This is a genomic window from Bradyrhizobium sp. 147, from assembly GCF_023073935.1.
In the GTDB taxonomy this organism is placed as follows: domain Bacteria; phylum Pseudomonadota; class Alphaproteobacteria; order Rhizobiales; family Xanthobacteraceae; genus Bradyrhizobium.
On sequence record NZ_JADPKL010000109.1, the window covers coordinates 87,314 to 105,061 of the forward strand.

General features: G+C 63.8%; 20 protein-coding genes and 1 pseudogene. 13 read left to right on the forward strand and 8 right to left on the reverse strand.

Features of this window, described 5'->3' with window-relative positions; genetic code table 11:
- Positions 1 to 13: 13 nt before the first annotated feature.
- From IVA87_RS27295 to IVA87_RS27305, 3 genes are all read right to left on the reverse strand, one after another.
- Positions 14 to 595, reverse strand: coding sequence for a TRAP transporter small permease subunit (locus tag IVA87_RS27295; RefSeq protein WP_247295741.1), 582 nt, complete (start codon positions 593 to 595; stop codon positions 14 to 16).
- 171 nt (positions 596 to 766) lie between these two features.
- Positions 767 to 1,819: a GTP 3',8-cyclase MoaA gene (gene moaA / locus IVA87_RS27300; RefSeq protein ID WP_247295739.1), complete on the reverse strand. Its 1,053-nt coding sequence runs from the start codon at positions 1,817 to 1,819 to the stop codon at positions 767 to 769.
- A 367-nt stretch (positions 1,820 to 2,186) separates the two neighbouring features.
- Positions 2,187 to 2,879 carry an HAD-IA family hydrolase gene (locus IVA87_RS27305; RefSeq protein WP_247295814.1) on the reverse strand — a complete coding sequence of 231 codons (693 nt, stop codon included), beginning with the start codon at positions 2,877 to 2,879 and terminating at the stop codon, positions 2,187 to 2,189.
- Positions 2,880 to 3,045: 166 nt separating this feature from the next.
- Here IVA87_RS27305 and rpiA point away from each other — a divergent pair, with 166 nt between their 5' ends.
- From rpiA to IVA87_RS27325, 4 genes are all read left to right on the forward strand, one after another.
- Positions 3,046 to 3,759 (forward strand): ribose-5-phosphate isomerase RpiA, encoded by a 714-nt coding sequence (rpiA, locus tag IVA87_RS27310; protein WP_247335964.1) that lies wholly within the window; start codon positions 3,046 to 3,048, stop codon positions 3,757 to 3,759.
- 2 nt (positions 3,760 to 3,761) lie between these two features.
- Complete coding sequence (locus IVA87_RS27315) at positions 3,762 to 4,301, forward strand: DUF2059 domain-containing protein (protein WP_247295735.1); 540 nt, start codon at positions 3,762 to 3,764, stop codon at positions 4,299 to 4,301.
- Positions 4,302 to 4,427: 126 nt separating this feature from the next.
- Complete coding sequence (gor, locus tag IVA87_RS27320) at positions 4,428 to 5,816, forward strand: glutathione-disulfide reductase (RefSeq protein WP_247295733.1); 1,389 nt, start codon at positions 4,428 to 4,430, stop codon at positions 5,814 to 5,816.
- Positions 5,817 to 5,902: 86 nt separating this feature from the next.
- Positions 5,903 to 6,244, forward strand: coding sequence for a hypothetical protein (locus IVA87_RS27325; protein WP_247295731.1), 342 nt, complete (start codon positions 5,903 to 5,905; stop codon positions 6,242 to 6,244).
- Here IVA87_RS27325 and IVA87_RS27330 read toward each other — a convergent pair.
- The 3 genes from IVA87_RS27330 to IVA87_RS27340 form a co-directional block, all read right to left on the reverse strand.
- Positions 6,229 to 6,414, reverse strand: a complete 186-nt coding sequence (locus IVA87_RS27330) for a hypothetical protein (RefSeq protein WP_247335967.1) — start codon at positions 6,412 to 6,414, stop codon at positions 6,229 to 6,231. The genes IVA87_RS27325 and IVA87_RS27330 overlap by 16 nt on opposite strands.
- Before the next feature lie 61 nt (positions 6,415 to 6,475).
- A complete protein-coding gene (locus IVA87_RS27335) occupies positions 6,476 to 7,702 on the reverse strand; it encodes a carboxylate-amine ligase (protein WP_247295728.1) in 1,227 nt (408 codons plus the stop codon).
- Positions 7,703 to 7,722: 20 nt separating this feature from the next.
- On the reverse strand, positions 7,723 to 8,550 hold the full coding sequence (locus IVA87_RS27340) for a class II glutamine amidotransferase (protein WP_247335970.1): 828 nt from the start codon (positions 8,548 to 8,550) through the stop codon (positions 7,723 to 7,725).
- 131 nt (positions 8,551 to 8,681) lie between these two features.
- Between IVA87_RS27340 and IVA87_RS27345 the strand changes: the two genes are divergently transcribed.
- The 9 genes from IVA87_RS27345 (at position 8,682) to IVA87_RS27385 (ending at position 15,817) form a co-directional block, all read left to right on the forward strand.
- Positions 8,682 to 9,062: a nuclear transport factor 2 family protein gene (locus tag IVA87_RS27345; RefSeq protein WP_247295813.1), complete on the forward strand. Its 381-nt coding sequence runs from the start codon at positions 8,682 to 8,684 to the stop codon at positions 9,060 to 9,062.
- Between the two features lie 404 nt (positions 9,063 to 9,466).
- On the forward strand, positions 9,467 to 9,934 hold the full coding sequence (locus IVA87_RS27350; RefSeq protein WP_247335972.1) for a TerB family tellurite resistance protein: 468 nt from the start codon (positions 9,467 to 9,469) through the stop codon (positions 9,932 to 9,934).
- Between the two features lie 2 nt (positions 9,935 to 9,936).
- Positions 9,937 to 10,299, forward strand: coding sequence for a hypothetical protein (locus IVA87_RS27355; RefSeq protein ID WP_247295721.1), 363 nt, complete (start codon positions 9,937 to 9,939; stop codon positions 10,297 to 10,299).
- The gene (locus IVA87_RS27360) at positions 10,296 to 10,931 is read left to right on the forward strand and encodes a TerC family protein (RefSeq protein WP_247295719.1); all 636 of its coding nucleotides are present in this window, start codon (positions 10,296 to 10,298) and stop codon (positions 10,929 to 10,931) included. Before IVA87_RS27355 ends, IVA87_RS27360 begins: the two co-directional genes overlap by 4 nt.
- A gap of 32 nt (positions 10,932 to 10,963) precedes the next feature.
- Entirely contained in the window at positions 10,964 to 11,548 is a 585-nt protein-coding gene (locus IVA87_RS27365; RefSeq protein ID WP_247295717.1) for a TIGR00645 family protein, read from the forward strand.
- A 204-nt stretch (positions 11,549 to 11,752) separates the two neighbouring features.
- Complete coding sequence (locus IVA87_RS27370) at positions 11,753 to 12,016, forward strand: hypothetical protein (protein ID WP_247295715.1); 264 nt, start codon at positions 11,753 to 11,755, stop codon at positions 12,014 to 12,016.
- Between the two features lie 273 nt (positions 12,017 to 12,289).
- Complete coding sequence (locus IVA87_RS27375) at positions 12,290 to 13,678, forward strand: 3-deoxy-7-phosphoheptulonate synthase class II (RefSeq protein ID WP_247276806.1); 1,389 nt, start codon at positions 12,290 to 12,292, stop codon at positions 13,676 to 13,678.
- Between the two features lie 4 nt (positions 13,679 to 13,682).
- The gene (locus IVA87_RS27380; protein WP_247276807.1) at positions 13,683 to 14,036 is read left to right on the forward strand and encodes a diacylglycerol kinase; all 354 of its coding nucleotides are present in this window, start codon (positions 13,683 to 13,685) and stop codon (positions 14,034 to 14,036) included.
- A 23-nt stretch (positions 14,037 to 14,059) separates the two neighbouring features.
- Complete coding sequence (locus IVA87_RS27385; protein ID WP_247295712.1) at positions 14,060 to 15,817, forward strand: NAD+ synthase; 1,758 nt, start codon at positions 14,060 to 14,062, stop codon at positions 15,815 to 15,817.
- A gap of 91 nt (positions 15,818 to 15,908) precedes the next feature.
- Here IVA87_RS27385 and IVA87_RS27390 read toward each other — a convergent pair whose 3' ends face one another.
- Together IVA87_RS27390 and IVA87_RS27395 are read right to left on the reverse strand one after the other, a co-directional pair.
- Positions 15,909 to 17,096, reverse strand: coding sequence for a DUF2865 domain-containing protein (locus tag IVA87_RS27390; RefSeq protein WP_247295711.1), 1,188 nt, complete (start codon positions 17,094 to 17,096; stop codon positions 15,909 to 15,911).
- A 147-nt stretch (positions 17,097 to 17,243) separates the two neighbouring features.
- A pseudogene (locus IVA87_RS27395) lies at positions 17,244 to 17,506 on the reverse strand (hypothetical protein).
- Positions 17,507 to 17,748 lie beyond the last annotated feature (242 nt).

The window sequence follows — 17,748 nt, forward strand, 5'->3', positions numbered from 1 at the left end:
CCGTCGCCAACGGCTACTTCTTCTCGATCGCTTCGACGAGATGCTCGACTTCCGCCTCGAGCGCCGACACCTGGGATTCATGCGGATCGGGCATCAGTCCGCGCATCACCGCAATCCGCTTGATCAGCTCGGAGATGCCTTGCACGAGCAGGAGAGCGAACCCGATCATGATCAGGGCTTTGGCGGGCCATTGCGGCAGGCCGCCGGCATTGCCGGATTGCTCGTTGATGTGGAAGGAGCGCTGGAAGAACGGCACGCCGGTGATGATCATCACGATGCACAGCGGAATGAGGAAGAACAAGTGACCGATCACGTCGATCACGTTGCGGGCCGTCTTCGGCAATGCGTTGTTCACGATATCGATGCGGATGTGCTCGTTGTCGAGCAGCGTCCATGACGAGCAGAGCAGGAAGACGATGCTGAACAGCACCCATTGCAGCTCGAGCCACGAATTGGAGGACGTATCGAAGGTCTTGCGGATGACGGCGTTGACCGCCGAGATGATGACGGCGAGCACGATCAGCCATGCCAGGCGCTTGCCCGTCCAGCGCGTGAACGCGTCAATCCTGCTGCTCAACTTTAGGAGCGCTTGCAACGATAGGTCCTCCCCCGATTGTGCCCCGGCCGTCTTGACTGCGCCGAGTTGGCGCGTGGCTTGTCTCGCCGCGCAGGCATGAGGCAGCCGCACCAAACCAGCGGGCGTGCCGCCAGTCAATTGGAAGTTTGTTGATAGTTAAGGGGAATAACACCCGCGGCAGGTTAAGGACTACCCGCCGGTGACGCTCATATGCCTGGAGACACTGGGACGGTTGTGGCGACGGTCGATGATGAAATCGTGGCCCTTGGGCTTGAGCCCGATGGCACGATCGATCGCATCCGCAAGCAGCACATCCTCGTTCGATGCACGCAGAGGTTTGCGCAAATCGGAAGCATCCTCGTGGCCGAGGCAGGTGTGCAGCGTTCCGGTGCAGGTGATGCGCACCCGGTTGCAGGATTCGCAGAAATTATGGGTCATTGGTGTGATGAAGCCGAGCTTGCCGCCGGTCTCGGCGACGCTGACATAGCGCGCGGGTCCGCCCGTGCTCTCGGCTAGGTCTGTCAGTGTGAATTGCTGGGCGAGACGCGCGCGCACCAGGGACAGCGGCAGATATTGGTCGATCCGGCCCGAGCCGATCTCGCCCATCGGCATGACCTCGATCAGCGTCAGGCCCATGCCCTTGCCATGGGCCCAGCGCATCAGATCGGGGAGCTCGTCCTCGTTGAGGTTCTTCAGGGCCACCGCGTTGATCTTCACGCTGAGCCCTGCGGCGCGGGCGGCTTCGATGCCTTCCAGAACCTTGTCGATCTCGCCCCAACGGGTGATCTCGCGAAACTTCCGGGGATCGAGCGTGTCGAGCGAGACGTTGATGCGGCGGACGCCGCAATCGGCGAGCTCCCGCGCATGCTTCGCAAGCTGGGTGCCGTTGGTGGTCAGCGTCAGCTCATTCAAGGCGCCGCTGGAAAGATGCCGCGACAACGAGCGCACCAGCATCATCACGTTGCGGCGGACCAAGGGCTCGCCGCCGGTGAGCCGCAGCTTCTTCACGCCCTTGGCGATGAAGGCCGAACAGAGCCGGTCGAGTTCCTCCAGCGTCAGCAGGTCAGCCTTGGGCAGGAACGTCATGTCCTCTGACATGCAATAGAAGCAGCGCAAATCGCAACGGTCGGTCACGGACACGCGCAAATAGCTGATAGTCCGCCCGAACGGATCGGTCATGGGGCTCGACAGCGCGGCGAGGGGGCTCGCTGTGGCGGCGGGACTGGCGGAAGATCCGTTCATACGGGAGGCCTTGTACTTCGGGCAACTCGCGCACCGACGCTTCAGCGGTGCTCTGAAGCAATCTAAGCATCGGAGAGGCAAAGGACAATCGGGTTCGATAGGTCAGCGCCTCCCGCGCTTGGCTCGGGGGGACGCGGCCCGTGCGGCATCCGCCGGGCTGCGGCTGCCGCCGGTTTCGGCTTCTTCGGCCGCTGCGGCTTACGGACCCGGTTTGGGCGGAGTGGCCGGCTGAAGCTCTGCAAACCCCGGATTTGGCGCGGTGATGGAACCGCTATATCGCCCAGCCGGACCTAACGAGTGCCGCTTGGGCAGGCAACCGCGGACTGCGCGTCGATCACATAGGGTTATCGGGAATAACTGAGATTAATCATTGGTTTGCTGGAGCCTTGGCGGTCATCAGGCTGCGCGCTGCGGCGGGCAGGTCGCGCATGTGATGGATCAGCCGGTCCGGCTTCAGTTCGGCGATCGGCACGTCCGTATAGCCGAAGCTGACCCCGATCACGGGCACCCCGGCCCGCCGGGCCACGCCAACGTCGGTTCCGGCATCACCGACCATGATGGAGGCTTTGACCTCCCCGCCGGCGCGCGCCACGGTCTCGCGGAAAATGGTCGGGTCCGGCTTCTGGACGCCGAACGTGTCCGCGCCGCAGATCGCCGCGAAGCGGCGGCTGAGGTCGAGCTGGTCCAAAAGCCGCTTCGACAGCCATTCCAGCTTGTTGGTGCAGACCGCGAGGCGGTGGCCTTGGGCGGCAAAATGGTCGAGCGCGGCCTCGAGTCCCTCGAAGGGGCGGGATTCCACCGCGATATGGTCGGCGTAATAGGCGATGAAATCCGCCGTCATTCGGTCCATGTCGGCGGTGGTGACAGTGCGCCCCTCGGCCTCGAGGCCCCGCTCGATCAGCTTGCGGGCCCCGGCGCCGATCATGTTGCGGGCCGAGGCCATCGGCACCGGCGGCAGCCCTTCGCGGTCGAGGACGTGATTCAGCGCTGTGATCAGGTCGGGCGCCGTATCCACAAGCGTGCCGTCGAGATCGAAGACGATGGTGTGAGGGTAGGTCATGAGCGAAGCGCTACCGGCCCGGTCGTACCGAAGCAAGGGGCGGGACCATAAGATCCGCTTATAGACCCGATCCCAGACCCTGTTCTCCGGGAAAAAACGAGGCTACATAGGCCGCCGCAACCGGCCACACCCGGCGGCACATTCTCGATCCAAGGCGGGCGCAAACGTGAACATGGACCAGTTAAAGCGGCAGGCGGCCGCGCGCGCCCTCGAGGAGGTGCGTGACGGCATGCAGCTCGGGCTCGGCACCGGCTCGACCGCAAAACATTTCGTCGAGCTGCTCGGCGAGCGCGTCGCCGCCGGGCTCAAGGTGATCGGCGTACCGACCTCGGAAGCGACGCGCTCGGACGCCGAGCGTTGCGGCGTGCCGCTGACCACGCTCGACGAGATCGACCATCTCGACATCACCGTCGACGGCGCCGACGAGATCGATCCCGAGCTCAACCTCATCAAGGGCGGCGGCGGGGCGCTGCTGCGGGAGAAGATCGTGGCGGCTGCGTCGGATCGCATGATCGTGATTGCCGACGAGAGCAAATGGGTGCCGACGCTCGGCCGCTTTCCGCTGCCGGTCGAGGTCATCCCGTTCGGGCTTGGGGCAACGCGTCGCGCGATCGAGACGGCGTTTTCCGAATGCGGCGTTTCCGGGCAGATGGCGGTCCGCAAGGCCAAAGACGGCCACGTTTTCGTCACCGATGGCGGCCACTGGATCGTCGATGCCCAGCTCGGACGTATTATGGATCCATCCGGTCTCGCCAAAGCGTTGAGCGCGATTCCGGGCGTGGTCGAACATGGGTTGTTCATCGGCTTGGCCCGCTCGGCCGTTTTGGCGGGCGGCGAGGGAATCCGCGTGATTGAACGGCGCAAGCCGAAAGGAGACTAGGAATGAAGATCGTGTTGAAATTCTTGCCGGCTGCGACCCTGGCCGTGGGACTGGCCCTTTCAGGCGCCCCGGCAATGGCCCAGCAGGCTGCGCCAAAGGCCGCCGCGCCGGCCCAGCCGAAAGCCTCGCCTGCGGCGATTGCGGCGGCCAAGGAGATTTTGCAGATCAAGAACGCGACTGCGATGTACAGCGGCGCCGTGCCCGGCCTCGTCGAGAAGACCAAGATCGCGCTGATCCAGCAGAATCTCAACTACCAGAAGGACCTCAACGAGGTCGCGCCGATCGTCGCCCAGCAGCTCAACGGCCGCCAGAACGAAATCGGCGAAGGCATGGCGCAGATCTATGCCAGCGAGTTCACCGAGCAGGAGCTCAAGGACCTCGTCACCTTCTACAGGTCGCCGCTCGGCAAGAAGCTGATCGAGGCCGAGCCGCGCGCCATCGGCCTCAGCATGGCCTTCATGAATTCCTGGGCCCAGAACTTCTCCGAGACAGTGATGGGAGCCTTCCGCGCCGAGATGCGCAAGCGTGGCAAGGAGATCTGAGCGCACCTATCTGATAGGAGTCCTAAAGCGCGTCATCGCGCTCCAGGTTGTTATTTGAGCAAGATCTTTTCGGAAAACCGCTCCACACTTTTCCGGAACATGCTCTGAAAGAGGTCGGAGTGGACAATGGCTGAATTCGACGTCGACCTCTTTGTCATCGGTGGCGGCTCGGGCGGCGTGCGGGCCGCCCGCATCGCGGCTGGTTACGGCGCCCGAGTGATGATCGCCGAAGAGTACCGCATGGGCGGCACCTGCGTGATCCGCGGCTGCGTGCCGAAGAAGCTGTTCGTGATCGGCTCGCATTTTCGTCACGAGCTCGAGGACGCCGCCGGCTTCGGCTGGACAGTCCCGCCAGCCACCTTCGACTGGCCGACGCTGATCGCCAACAAGGACAAGGAGATTGCGCGGCTCGAGGCGGCCTACACGGCCAATGTCGAGAAGTCGGGTGCGCAGATCGTCAAGAGCCGGGCGGTGATCGAGGATGAGCACACTGTCCGCCTGCTCGAGAACGACCGCAAGATCACGGCGAAGTACATCCTGATCGCCACCGGCGGGGCGCCAAACCATGGCGCGACGATACCCGGCATCGAGCACGTGATCTCCTCCAACGAGGCGTTCCATCTGAAAAAGTTGCCGAAGCGGATCGTGATTCAGGGCGGCGGCTACATCGCGCTGGAATTCGCCGGGATCTTCGCCGGCTTCGGCTCGGACGTCACGGTGATCTATCGCGGCGACAACATCCTTCGCGGTTTTGACGAGGATGTTCGGACCCACGTTCGCGCCGAGATGGAGAAGCAGGGCATCACCATCCTCACCGGCTGCACCGTGGCCAAGGTCGATCGGCACGGCGAGGAGTTCACCACGCATCTGTCGAACGGGTCGAGCCTCGCCTCCGATCAGGTCATGTTCGCGATCGGCCGCCATCCTGCGGTGGCCAATCTCGGTCTTGAGAACGCCGGCGTCGCCATCAATCCGAACAATGGCGGCATAGCGGTGGATGGTTTCTCGAAGAGCTCGGTCAACAGCATCTATGCGATCGGCGACGTTACCCACCGCTTCAACCTGACGCCGGTAGCGATCCGCGAGGGCCACGCCTTTGCCGACACCGTGTTCGGCAAGCGCGAGGTCAGGGTCGATCATGCCAATATCCCGACCGCCGTGTTCTCGCAGCCAGAGGTCGGCACCGTCGGCCTCACCGAGACGGAGGCACGGGCGCAGTACAGCCACGTCGACATCTACAAGACGACGTTCCGCCCCATCAAGGCGACGATGTCGGGCCGCGACACCCGCGTGCTGATGAAGCTCGTCGTCGACGGGGCGACCGAGCGCGTGCTGGGCTGCCACATCGTCGGCGATGCCGCCGCCGAGATCATCCAGGCGGTCGCGATCGCTGTGAAGATGAAGGCGACCAAGGCCGATTTCGATGCGACGATCGCGCTGCACCCGACCGCGGCCGAAGAGCTCGTTACCATGCGCACGCCGACCGCACGCCACGTGCGCCAGGCGGCGGAGTAGCCTTTCGACTGTGAGGTCTCGGCCTGTGAGGCCTTGACGGTCTGTTCACGTTTTGTTCTTATGCTGCGACCGTCAGGGAGGCAGCGATGGACAACCGTGTCAACGAAATCCGCAGAACCATTCGAGCGCTGCGGGTCAGCATGCTCGAGGCCGAGTCCATCATGCGTGAGCAGGTCGATCGGGACGAGGACTGCAGCTTCATCGCGCAGGAAATCCTCAAGATGCGTTCGGTCATGAGCCTGCTCGTCAAGGAGCGTGCAACGCTCGGCGATGACGAGCCGATCCTCGTCAACTGCCTCTATCTCCGGCGGCGCCGGCAGCCGCGAAAATCATCGGCTGATCGCCTCCCGGAGCCGGCAATATTCCGCCGCAACGCGTGGCGGCGAGGATCTGACCGGAACGGGGCGACCGCTCATTCGAGCGACTGACGGGCAGCCCGCTCAGGCTTGCCGGACGGGCTGTCCGCCCACTTCGCCATGTCCATCGTTCGCATGTCGATGCCTTCGCACCAGAGGCAGCTGAATTCCGCGCGGCCCTTGGCCGAAAGCATCGGGACAAGTCCATGGCCGCAGCCGGAGCAAGACGTGATGCGTTTCATGAGGTTCCTCCACGATGCCCGAATTCAGGACGACATTTCGTTGCCGAAGCTTGCGCGGGCGTTATGACGGAGCAGGAACGCTGCCAATCGGAGCGCTCGTACCTGAGATGGTCGAGGCTGCGATCCAGCGCGAGACTGCCCCGATGTCCTCGGCATGTTCGCGATAGGCGCGAAGCTGGAATTCTGCGGAGCTGCCGCGCGCAACGATGGTCCGACAGTGCTCGACCTCCGCGGCGCAGTTCAGTGCCGCTGCGTCCCCGGCGATGTCGTCGATCACGCGGGAGAGCAGCTCCGAGATCGTAACGGGCCCGTCCTTGGAGGCGAAGATGCAATCGGTGCCGTAGCGCTGGGCGCGCCATTTGTTTTCGACCGCAATCGCGCGTTCGACCGCGGTGACCTCCTTCGACAGGTGGGGCCGCAGGTAGAGGTGCCGCGTCAGGCAGCGATAGAGCGAGGCGATTGCGACGGCGTCGTCGATGAAGGTGCAGGTGTCGGGCGCGCGCAGCTCGAGGGTCGGGTGCCGCATCGCGGGTCGCATCGCCCACCAGATGTGGCTCTCGTCGGGAATCACGCCAGAGCGCTGCAACGCGCCGACATAGTCGTCGAAGTCCTGCTTGCTTTCGAACAGTTCGGGCAGGCCGGTGCGCGGCAGCTCGGAGTAGGCGGCGAGCCGGTAGCCCTTTAGTCCAGTCTTGTGCGAATTCCAGAATGGCGACGAGGCGGAGAGCGCGATGAACAGCGGCAGATGCGGCAGCATCGCCCGCATCACCGCCATGCGCTTCTCGGGATCTGGCAGCTGGACGTGCACATGCATGCCGCACATCATGTTGCGGTGGCCGATGCTGCGCAAATCCTCGATCATCTCCTCGTAGCGTGGCTTCGGACTTGGCTGCGACATGCGCCAGACCGCGGTCGGATGCGTGCCGCAGGCCATGATCACGAAGCCGTATTGCGCGGCGACGTTTGCGACCTCGCGGCGCAGGAAGCGGAGCTCTTCGCGCGCGTCATTGACCTCGACGTGAATGTTGGTCGCGACCTCGAGTTGGGATTGCAGCATTTCCCGCATCGCCTGGCCGCCGGTCGACCAATTCGCCGATTCGAACAGCTCGTTGGGAGTCTCGATCGCGACCTCCAGGCTGCGACGATCGGCGAGGAAATATTCCTCCTCGATGCCGAACGAATATTCCGCCGCCTTGCCGCCTCCGCCGGCGGAGCGAATGACGAAGTGCTGCCTGTCGTCGGACGGATCGAGCCGCAGCAGTTTCAAAACGTCTGAAGCAAATGTCATCATCCCACCCGGCCGAGGTATTACCTGCCGGCAACAATCCTTCTGGACGGGACGGGTTCCGCCTCGCACTCACCCGTAATTGCAAGAGTGAACGGAACAATCTTCACGCTTTCGGACGCGCGCGCGATCAGCGTGTGATTCGGCGGCACTTCGGCCCAATCCTCATCCTTGTCGAACGGCTCCGACACGACGACGACCTGGCCGCCGGCCTCGCGGAAATACAGCGTGTTCGCGGCGTCGTTGACCGCAACCCGGAACGCGTAGAGATCGTGGCCGTTGGCGATCGCGCTGGTGAAGCGCAGCCGTTCGCGCAGGTGGCCTTCGTTGACGAGACTGACGAGAGCTTGCAGCACGCGGTGAGTTGCGCCGAGCGGATCGCTATCCAGACCCGCGCCCATCATGGCGAGGAATACGGCTTCCGAGTCGGTCGTGCCCAGCCGCGATGGGTAATATGCATCGGGAATCAATGCCTCGACCTTGCGCCGCAGCCGATTCCAGCTCCCGACGAATCCATTGTGTATGAACATCCATTGGCCGCAGGCGAAGGGATGGCAATTCTGCCGCGTCACGGCCGTGCCGGTGGCCGCGCGCACATGCGCGAAGAACAAATGCGAGCGCAGATGGCGGCAGAGATAGCGCAGGTTCTCGTCCGACCAGGCCGGGCGCGTCTCGCGATAAAGACCTGGCTCCGGATGCTCGCCGTACCAGCCGAGGCCAAAGCCGTCACCGTTCGAGCCCGCCGTCGACTGAAGTGAGCGGATGCTCTGCGCGACCAGCGAATGCTCGGGCTCGGTGACGTAGGGCTCGAAGGACGTGGTCTCGCCCCGGTATGCGATCCAGCGGCACATGAGGGATCCTCTCGGGGATATGTCTTGAGCTGCACCAACAGCTCTGACTCCCTCATGGTTCCCGGTGATGTCGGGAGCGCGACGAAGGCCGGCTTCGTTGCTAGGATGCGAGAAAATCGATGGAGATCGAGATGAATGATCGAGCCAAGCTAGCCGCGCTCAAGCGCCATTGGGATGCTTCGGACGCGAGCGATTTCGAGGCGGAGCATGACATTTACTGCGAGGATGCCGTGCTCGACTATCCGCAGTCCGGCGAGCGCATCCGCGGTCGTAGGAACATTCAGGAGAGTCGATTCGCGCAGCCGAACAGGAAGCGATTCACGGTCCGGCGGATTGCCGGTGGAGGCGATTTCTGGGTGAGCGAATTCGTCCTGAGCTATGATGGGGTGCCATCCTACGTCGTGAGTATCATGGAATTCCGCGAAGGCCTGGTGGCGCACGAAACGCAGTATTTTGGTGACAGGTTCGAGCCGTCGCCCTCGCGTGCGCATCTCGTCGAGCGGGTAGGATGAAGAGCACTTCGCCAGGTGCATCCATTCATGCTGGCTCGCTATGCAACGAGCGCCAACCCGACACCGTCGCCCTGAGGTGTGTGACCGCGTAGCGCATTGCATCACTTGGCGAGCCACGAAAGATCGACTCCAGCCCGCTTCCATGGCCATATGGAACCCAATGCGGCGGCTGGTCGCAGCCGTATCGCCTTGATTCCGACAGCCCCGTCTTTATGTCTGAGAGGAACAAGAATCCGGGCCCCTCTGGCGAGGACGCCGACCATGTCGGCAAACCTCGTGATGTCGGATGACCTGTCCCGCGCGAATGCGATGGATCGGCCGATCGTCGGGCCTTCTTCGGTTCTCTCCGACCAGTCGTTCCATCGCAGCTCCGTGCGGCCATTTCGCAAGCTTAGGGAGCAACGATGTCTGACGCCAAGCATTCAAATCCGATCGAGATCGCCGATCCGTCCAGCCTGAACGAGCAGGCTGCGGCGGCGCTGGTCATTGCCGGCGCGCTCGTCGCCGTGGCCGACCGGCGCGTTTCGCCGGTCGAGCGCGACGAGGTGATTCGCTTCATTCGCGATCGCGGATTGGCACCTCATATCGAGGATGAAAGGCTATTTGCGATGTTCGACACACTCGCGGAGCGACTCGAGGAGCCGGATTTTGCAAACGTCGTGATCGATACGCTGCGGCCGGTCTCGGACATGCCGCTGTCGTCGCATCTGATGGAGTTGTCGGAGCGGGTCGCCGCTGCCGACGAGGACGTGCATCCGCATGAGGTGCAGGCGATCAAACTGTTGCGCCTGCTGACGCTGGCCCTGCCGCGTGCAAAGCAGGTCGCATCGGGTGCTGCGCGCGCTCAACAGCCCGTGGCGGCAGAGGAGTGAGCATGAGCGCAGCTTCGGACGAGCCTACGAATGGGGCCACGGGCCCCGCCAGCCAGTTGGCCGGCGGCGACCCGCGCCTCGACAAGCTCGTCCATCGCTTGCCGCCGCGCATGGGCGACGCCGTCACCTATCTGCTCAAGCCGTCCAGCCGCTGGATCAGGATTCCCTCGGGCCTGCTGCTCATTGTCGGCGGCGTGCTCTCCTTTCTGCCGGTGCTCGGCGTCTGGATGCTGCCGCTCGGTCTTGCATTGCTGGCGGAAGACGTGCCGCTGCTGCGCTCCTCGCGCGCCAAGGTCCTGGATTGGGTTGAACGCAAGAAACCGCACTGGCTCGATCCGTCTGTACCGAAAAACGATCGATCATGACAGAATTCATCACCGCCGATGCTCTGACCGCGCTGTTTCAGGTCATCCTGATCGACCTCGTGCTGGCCGGAGACAACGCCGTCGTCATCGGTCTTGCCGCGGCGGGACTGCCGGCCGAACAGCGCCGGCGCGCCATCGTCGTCGGCATTGTCGCCGCCACGGCGCTCCGCATCGTCTTCGCCGGCGTTGCGACCCAGCTCCTGCAGGTGATCGGCCTCCTGCTCGCCGGCGGCGTGCTGTTGCTGTGGGTCTGCTGGAAGATGTGGCGCGAGCTGCGCGAGCAGTCCGCGCATTCGCGCCAGCTCGCGTTCGAGCATGGCGGCGGCGCCGGAGCACCTGCGCCGCATAAGACCTTCGGCCAGGCGGCCTTGCAGATCGTCGCCGCCGACGTCTCGATGTCGCTCGACAACGTGCTCGCGGTTGCGGGCGCCGCGCGCGAGCACCCCTACATCCTTGCCTTCGGCCTATTATTGTCGGTGGCGATGATGGGCGTTGCCGCCGACCTGCTCGGCCGCGTGCTGCAGAAGCAGCGCTGGATCGCCTATGTCGGTCTCGCCATCATCGTTTACGTCGCCTTCGAGATGATCTATCGGGGCTCGCTCGAGCTCGCGCCTGTCATCGCGAGTCTGTGAGGCGCGTTCCCATTTGCAATCCGGAGTGATCAATGACGTCTGAACCGAAAGCAGCTTCGGCGCATGCCGCGGAGGGGCCGCAGATCGGCCCGTTTGCGCAGCTCATCTTTGGTTCGCGCTGGTTGCAAGTGCCGCTCTATGTCGGCCTGATCATCGCGCAGGGCGTTTATGTGCTGCTGTTCCTCAAAGAGCTCTGGCACCTGGTCCTGCACTCGTTCGACGCCAGCGAGCAACAGATCATGCTGGTCGTGCTCGGGCTGATCGACGTCGTGATGATCTCGAATCTGCTGGTGATGGTGATCGTCGGCGGCTACGAGACCTTCGTCTCCCGCCTGAACCTGACTGGGCATCCCGACGAGCCGGAATGGCTCAGTCACGTCAATGCCAGCGTGCTCAAGATCAAGCTGGCGATGGCGATCATCGGCATCTCCTCGATTTCTCTGCTCAGGACCTTCATCGAGGCGGGCAATCTCGGCACGACGCGCAGCAATTTCACCGAAAGCGGCGTGATGTGGCAGGTGCTGATCCACCTGACTTTCATCATCTCGGCGATCGGCATCGCCTGGGTCGATCGCCTCAGCGAGAGCGGCCATCGCAAGGAGGCAAGCCACGGCTGAGGAATCCGGCCGTCCGATACCTCCCGAGCGGCCAAGCTTGGGCCCGCCTGGTCGCTTGCCCGGGCGGGCTCCCTTTTCCGGATCGATAAAATTGCCTGCAATCCGCACAGCAGCGGCAAACCCTGCGAACAAGAAGCGCGCGGCTTTAAACCTCGACTTTGGAACCAGCGTGCATCCTCCCCGGCAAAAGGGCAGGGCATCCGCATGTCTATTCTCAGGGAGATCGTCGCCGCAGCGGCAGGAGTGTACGCGCTCCTGCTTCTCTGCGACGCATTGTTCGGGGTCGGCGAGGCACGCTTCGACGACGCCTATTTCCGCACCAGTTTCTACGCGCCGCGGCCGAAGGAATTTCGCTTTTCTAGCGATACGCCGCCGGCGGTGCGTGTTAGCGACGCATTTGCGCAATTCGCGCCGGGCGAAGCCAGGCTGAACAGGCGTTACTCGTCTCTGACGACGATCATTCGCTGACGTCATTCCCCCTGGGTCTGGGTCCAGTCCGCGACGCCGCCCCACACCTTATCGCGGTGATCGGGGCGGTGGCGCCGACGTCGAATGGCTTGACCGTCAACACCTCCGGTTTGATCGCCGACCGTTTCCTAGCAATTGCGAATTCGACTTTGCCCGCAAGGGTTTGCAATGCGGAATGGATTTACAACTGGCGGGACGAGACCAGCCTGTGTATAAGGCGGCCCTCGCAACCCACAGATCAGGTTGCGCTTTTTGCTTCACGGAGAGATTGCGATGTCCGAGCGGTGGACGCCCGAGTCCTGGCGCAGCAAGCCGGTGCTACAGGTGCCCGACTATCCTGACGCCAAGGCCTTGGCCGACGTCGAGGCGCAGCTTGCGACCTTTCCGCCGCTGGTATTTGCCGGCGAAGCGCGCAATCTGAAGAAGGCGTTGGCACGGGTTGCGGCCGGCGAGGCCTTCCTGCTCCAGGGCGGCGACTGCGCTGAGAGCTTTGCCGAGCACGGCGCCAACAACATCCGCGACTTTTTCCGCGTGCTGCTCCAGATGGCGGTGGTGCTGACTTACGCCGGCGCCGTCCCCGTGGTGAAGGTCGGCCGCATCGCCGGCCAGTTCGCCAAGCCGCGGTCGTCGCCGACGGAAAAGGTGAACGGCGTCGAGCTCCCGAGCTATCGCGGCGACATCGTCAACGACATCGCCTTCACCAAGGAAGCGCGCGTGCCGGACCCGCAGCGCCAGCTGATGGCCTACCGCCAGTCGGCCGCGACGCTGAACCTGCTCCGCGCCTTCGCCACCGGCGGATTCGCCAATCTCGGCAGCGTGCATCAATGGATGCTCGGCTTCCTCAAGGATAGCCCGCAGTCCCGCCGCTACAAGGAATTGGCCGACCGCATCTCGGACGCGCTCAACTTTATGCGCGCCTGCGGCCTCGATCTCGAAAGCCATCCCGAGCTGCGCGCCACGGATTTCTACACCAGCCACGAGGCGCTGCTGCTCGGCTACGAGCAGGCCCTGACCCGCGTCGATTCCACCACCGGCGACTGGTACGCGACCTCGGGCCACATGATCTGGATTGGTGACCGCACCCGCCAGCTCGATCACGGGCATATCGAGTATTTCCGCGGCATCAAGAACCCGATCGGGCTCAAATGCGGCCCGTCACTCAAGCCCGACGAACTGCTGAAGCTGATCGACGTGCTCAACCCCGACAACGAGCCGGGCCGGCTGACGCTGATCGGCCGCTTCGGCTCCGACAAGATCGGCGAGCATCTGCCCAACATGATCCGCGCCGTGCAACGCGAGGGCAGGGTGGTGGTCTGGTCCTGCGATCCCATGCACGGCAACACCATCACCTCGACGTCGGGCTACAAGACCCGCCCGTTCGACCGCATCCTATCCGAGGTGAAGTCGTTCTTTGCGGTCCACGCCGCGGAAGGCACCCATGCCGGCGGCGTGCACCTGGAGATGACGGGCCAGGACGTCACCGAATGCCTCGGCGGCGCCCGCGCCATCACCGACGAGGATCTCAACGACCGCTACCACACGGTCTGCGATCCACGTCTCAATGCTGAGCAATCCATCGACATGGCTTTCCTGATTGCCGAGCTGCTGAAGCAGGAACGCGCCGGCAAAGCCAGGCCGATGCCCGCCGCAGCGGGGCTCTAGAACCTTGCTGCGAATTTGGAAGGCGACGATCAATTCCCGGAACGGTCTGGCCTTTGCGTTCCGCTCGGAGCAGGCCGTCCGCGAGGAGATCTTTGTGCTCCTCCTGTCGCTGCCGCTGGCCTGGTTCATCGGCGCGACCGCGATGCGCGCGGTCGAGCTGGTCTGTGCAGTCGCCTTCGTGCTGGTCGTCGAGCTGCTCAACACCGCAATCGAAAAACTCGCCGACCGCCTGACCATGGACCACGACAAGCAGATCGGCCGGGTCAAGGACATGGGCTCGGCCGCCGTCGGCGTTGCGCTGCTGATGGCCGGCGCGTTCTGGATCTTTGCGCTCATCGAGCGATTGGGTTTCGTCTAGCGACGATCGAACAAGGGCGGTCCATGACCGAACGTCTCAACGCATTCGCGGTCACGCTCGCCCAGCTCAATCCGACCGTGGGCGACATCGAGGGCAATGCTGCGAAGGCACGCTCGGCGCGCGCGCGAGCCGCCGCCGACGGTGCCGACCTCGTGCTGTTTCCGGAATTGTTCATCGCCGGCTATCCTCCGGAGGACCTGGTGCAGAAGCCGGCGTTCCAGGCCGCCTGCCGCGCCGCGATCGAAAGCCTCGCGCGCGAGACCGCGGACGGTGGTCCGGCGATGCTGGTCGGCACGCCCTGGGTCGAGGAGGGCAGGCTTTACAATGCCTGTGCGCTGCTCGATGGCGGCCGTGTCTCCGGCTTACGCTTCAAGTGCAATCTGCCGAACTACGGCGTGTTCGATGAGAAGCGACTGTTTGCGCGGGGACCCGCAGCAGGACCCGTGACCGTGCGTGGCGTGCGCATCGGGGTGCCGATCTGCGAGGACATCTGGCTGGAAGAGTCCGAGGACTACGAAAACCTGGTCGAGACGCTGGCGGAGACTGGCGCCGAGATCATCCTGGTGCCGAACGGCTCGCCTTACGCCCGCGACAAGAATGACGTTCGCCTGTCGGTCGCCGTGGCGCGCGTCACCGAAAGCGGCCTGCCGCTGGTCTATCTGAATCAGATCTGCGGGCAGGACGAGCTCGTGTTCGACGGAGCGTCCTTCGCGCTCAATGGCGACCTCTCGCTTGCGGCGCAATTACCGGCGTTCGAGGAGAGCATGGTCACGCTGCGCTTCACCAGGAATGGTGACGACTGGCGCTGCACCGGGCCGATCGCCGAGCAGCCCGAGGGCGACAAGGCCGATTATGCCGCCTGCGTGCTGGGCCTCCGCGATTACGTCGCCAAGAACGGCTTTCCGGGCGTGCTGCTCGGCATTTCCGGCGGCATCGATTCCGCGCTGTGTGCGGCGATCGCGGTCGATGCGCTCGGCGCCGATCAGGTGCATGGCGTGATGCTGCCTTATCGCTACACGGCACCACACTCGATTGCGGATGCCGGCGAGCTCGCGGGCCATCTCGGCATCCGCTACGAGGTTTTGCCGATCGCCGAAGCGGTGAACGGGTTCGAGACCATCCTGTCCGGCCTCTTCAAGAATCTGCCGCCAGATATCACCGAGGAAAATCTTCAGGCCCGCACCCGCGGCACGCTCTTGATGGCGATCTCCAACAAAACCGGCTTGATGGTGGTGACGACAGGCAACAAGTCGGAAATGTCGGTCGGCTACGCCACGCTCTATGGCGACATGAACGGCGGCTTCAATCCGATCAAGGACATCTATAAGACGCAGGTGTTTCGGCTGGCGACACTGCGCAATTCCTGGAAGCCGGAGGGCGCGCTCGGACCGGCCGGGGAGGTCATTCCGCCGGATATCATCACGCGCCCGCCGACCGCGGAATTGCGCGAGAACCAGCGTGATGAGGACTCGCTGCCGCCCTACGATGTGCTCGATGCCGTCCTGGAACGTCTGGTCGAACGCGAGGAGCCACTTGATCACATCATCGCAGCCGGCTTTGACCGCGAGACGGTCACCCGCATCGACCATCTTCTCAACGTCGCCGAATACAAGCGCCGCCAGGCCGCGCCCGGCGTGAAGGTGACGGCCCGGTATTTCGGCCGCGATCGCCGTTATCCCATCACGAACAGATTCCGCGACAAGGGCGAGCCGTTGCCGGCGGCAGATGAGGCGCTGGTGACGCGCGGCAGCAAGGCGTCTATCGACGCGTTCGAGGGGTAGGAACCTAGCTCGGCCGGATGGACGAACGCTCTCCCCACATAACACGCTGTTATCATCCGCGAAGGCGGATGCATGACAGTTGAGTTTGTGACTACTTCTGCTGCTGCGGCAGGAAGGTCGGGCCGACTGAACGGATCGGCTTGTTCTCGGAGTTAGCGGTGGTGGGGGTATCTGCCGGCGGCGTCGTGGCCGGCGTATTGGCCGTCGTCGGCGCCGAAGCTGCGCCCTTCTTGGCATTCGCGGGCGTGCCCTTGTTGAGCCGCTGCTGCTGCATCTTCCTGGCGCTCTCTTCGGTGACGATGATGTCGCCCTGCTGCTCGACTGCGGCCTTGTCGTCCGCCGATTTCAACGCGTCCGCCCAGGTCTGGCCTGCGGCCTTGCAGGAGCAGGATGGGTTGAACTCGCTGCGGAACTTGAACGCTGTCGGCAGCGCCGTGTAGGGCTGGCCGCCGATCGAGACCGCCGAGTTCATGTCTTCGCCGGGATTGCGATGGGTGTAGAGCACGGCTTCCGCGGCCGGGCACAGCGCCTTGCAGGTTTTCTCGTCGTCGGGAAAGCGCGCCGGCACGGTCGCAAACGAGATCGGGAAATAGGCGCCGTCGCAAGTGCGCACGCACACGGTGCGAAAGGTGCCGGATTGCGGGCCGAGATCGGCGGGCGGAACGGCTTGCGGATTGCCCGCGTTATTGCCGCCAAACAGATTGCTGAGGAAGTTGCCGCCGCCTTGCGACTGCGCCGCGTTGGCATATTGCGGGCCGCAATTGTTCTGCGCCAGCGCCGCCAGCACCGAGCGGCGCTGATTGTCGCGCTCGGGGCTGAAGCCTCCCGGGCCACCGCCGCGCAGGCGCTCGAGATTGCCAGTGATCTGATCCAGATTGGCGCGCATCTGCTGGATCTGGGTGTTGACCGGGCCGCATTGCGCGGATTGGCCGCTGAACAGGGAGAAGAAGCCGGAGGAATCGCAGCCCATGCGCTTGGCCTGCATGGTGACGCGATCGAGCTCGGCCTGCTGGCGGGTCTGGGAATCCTGGTAGCGGCGGATCTGCTCTTCGCGCGCGGGGTCACCACCGCCGCCGCGGTCGAGTGCGGCGAGCTGGCCTTCCAGCCGCACGCACATCGGATTAGAGCCGAGCCCGTTCTGGCCGGGCTGAGGCGGCGGTCCCGGAGGGCCGACCTGCGCGAAAGCGCCGGTGGCGAGCACGACCGTGCTCAAGAGCACGGTGCAGACAAGGAGGAAGCGGGCACGGGGCAGGGACAACAATTCAGGCATATCCGCCATTCTAGCGAGGTCACGGCCCAATGTGACTTGGGAAACCGAAGTGACTTGAGGGCCGAAGCGCGCCCTCCCATAGCCGCTTCCTGCGGCATCGTCACGTCGTTTCAGGGGCCAAAGATTGGGCCTAAGGCCCGCCAGTTCCGAGCGAATTCAGCGCTGGCAGGTGATTGCGACATATTCGTCGCAACGGCCATGGGAGCAGTTTGCGCCGGATTTGGGACGGAGCCGGTAATTTCGTCGGGATCGACCCGGCGATAGGCCGAGGCCTGGGCAAAATCCCGTGACTGGCAATAGGTGCGCGCGATCCCATAGCCGTCCGCCTGGTTGACAATGATGAAGACGCGCGTCTCGGCGTAAGCGCTGGCTGCCGTAAGGGTGGCGGCGCACAAAATCAGCGCGAGCAAGGATCGCATGAAAATACCCGTGAGAAAAATGGAACCGCCAGTTCCAGAATGGGCTCAAGTGGTTAAGGATCATGAACCAGCAGGGCGAGGCGCGCGCTTTGCGGAGATAAAGCGGCGTTTTCGCGGCTCTCTTGACGCGGAGCCGCCTCATAGCCCATATGTGGCCGCATGAACGGTCTCCTCGCCATTTGCGCCATTTGCCGCGAGATTACGAGCTAGCGATTCGCTGGCTGGAGCCGTCTTTTCTCAAA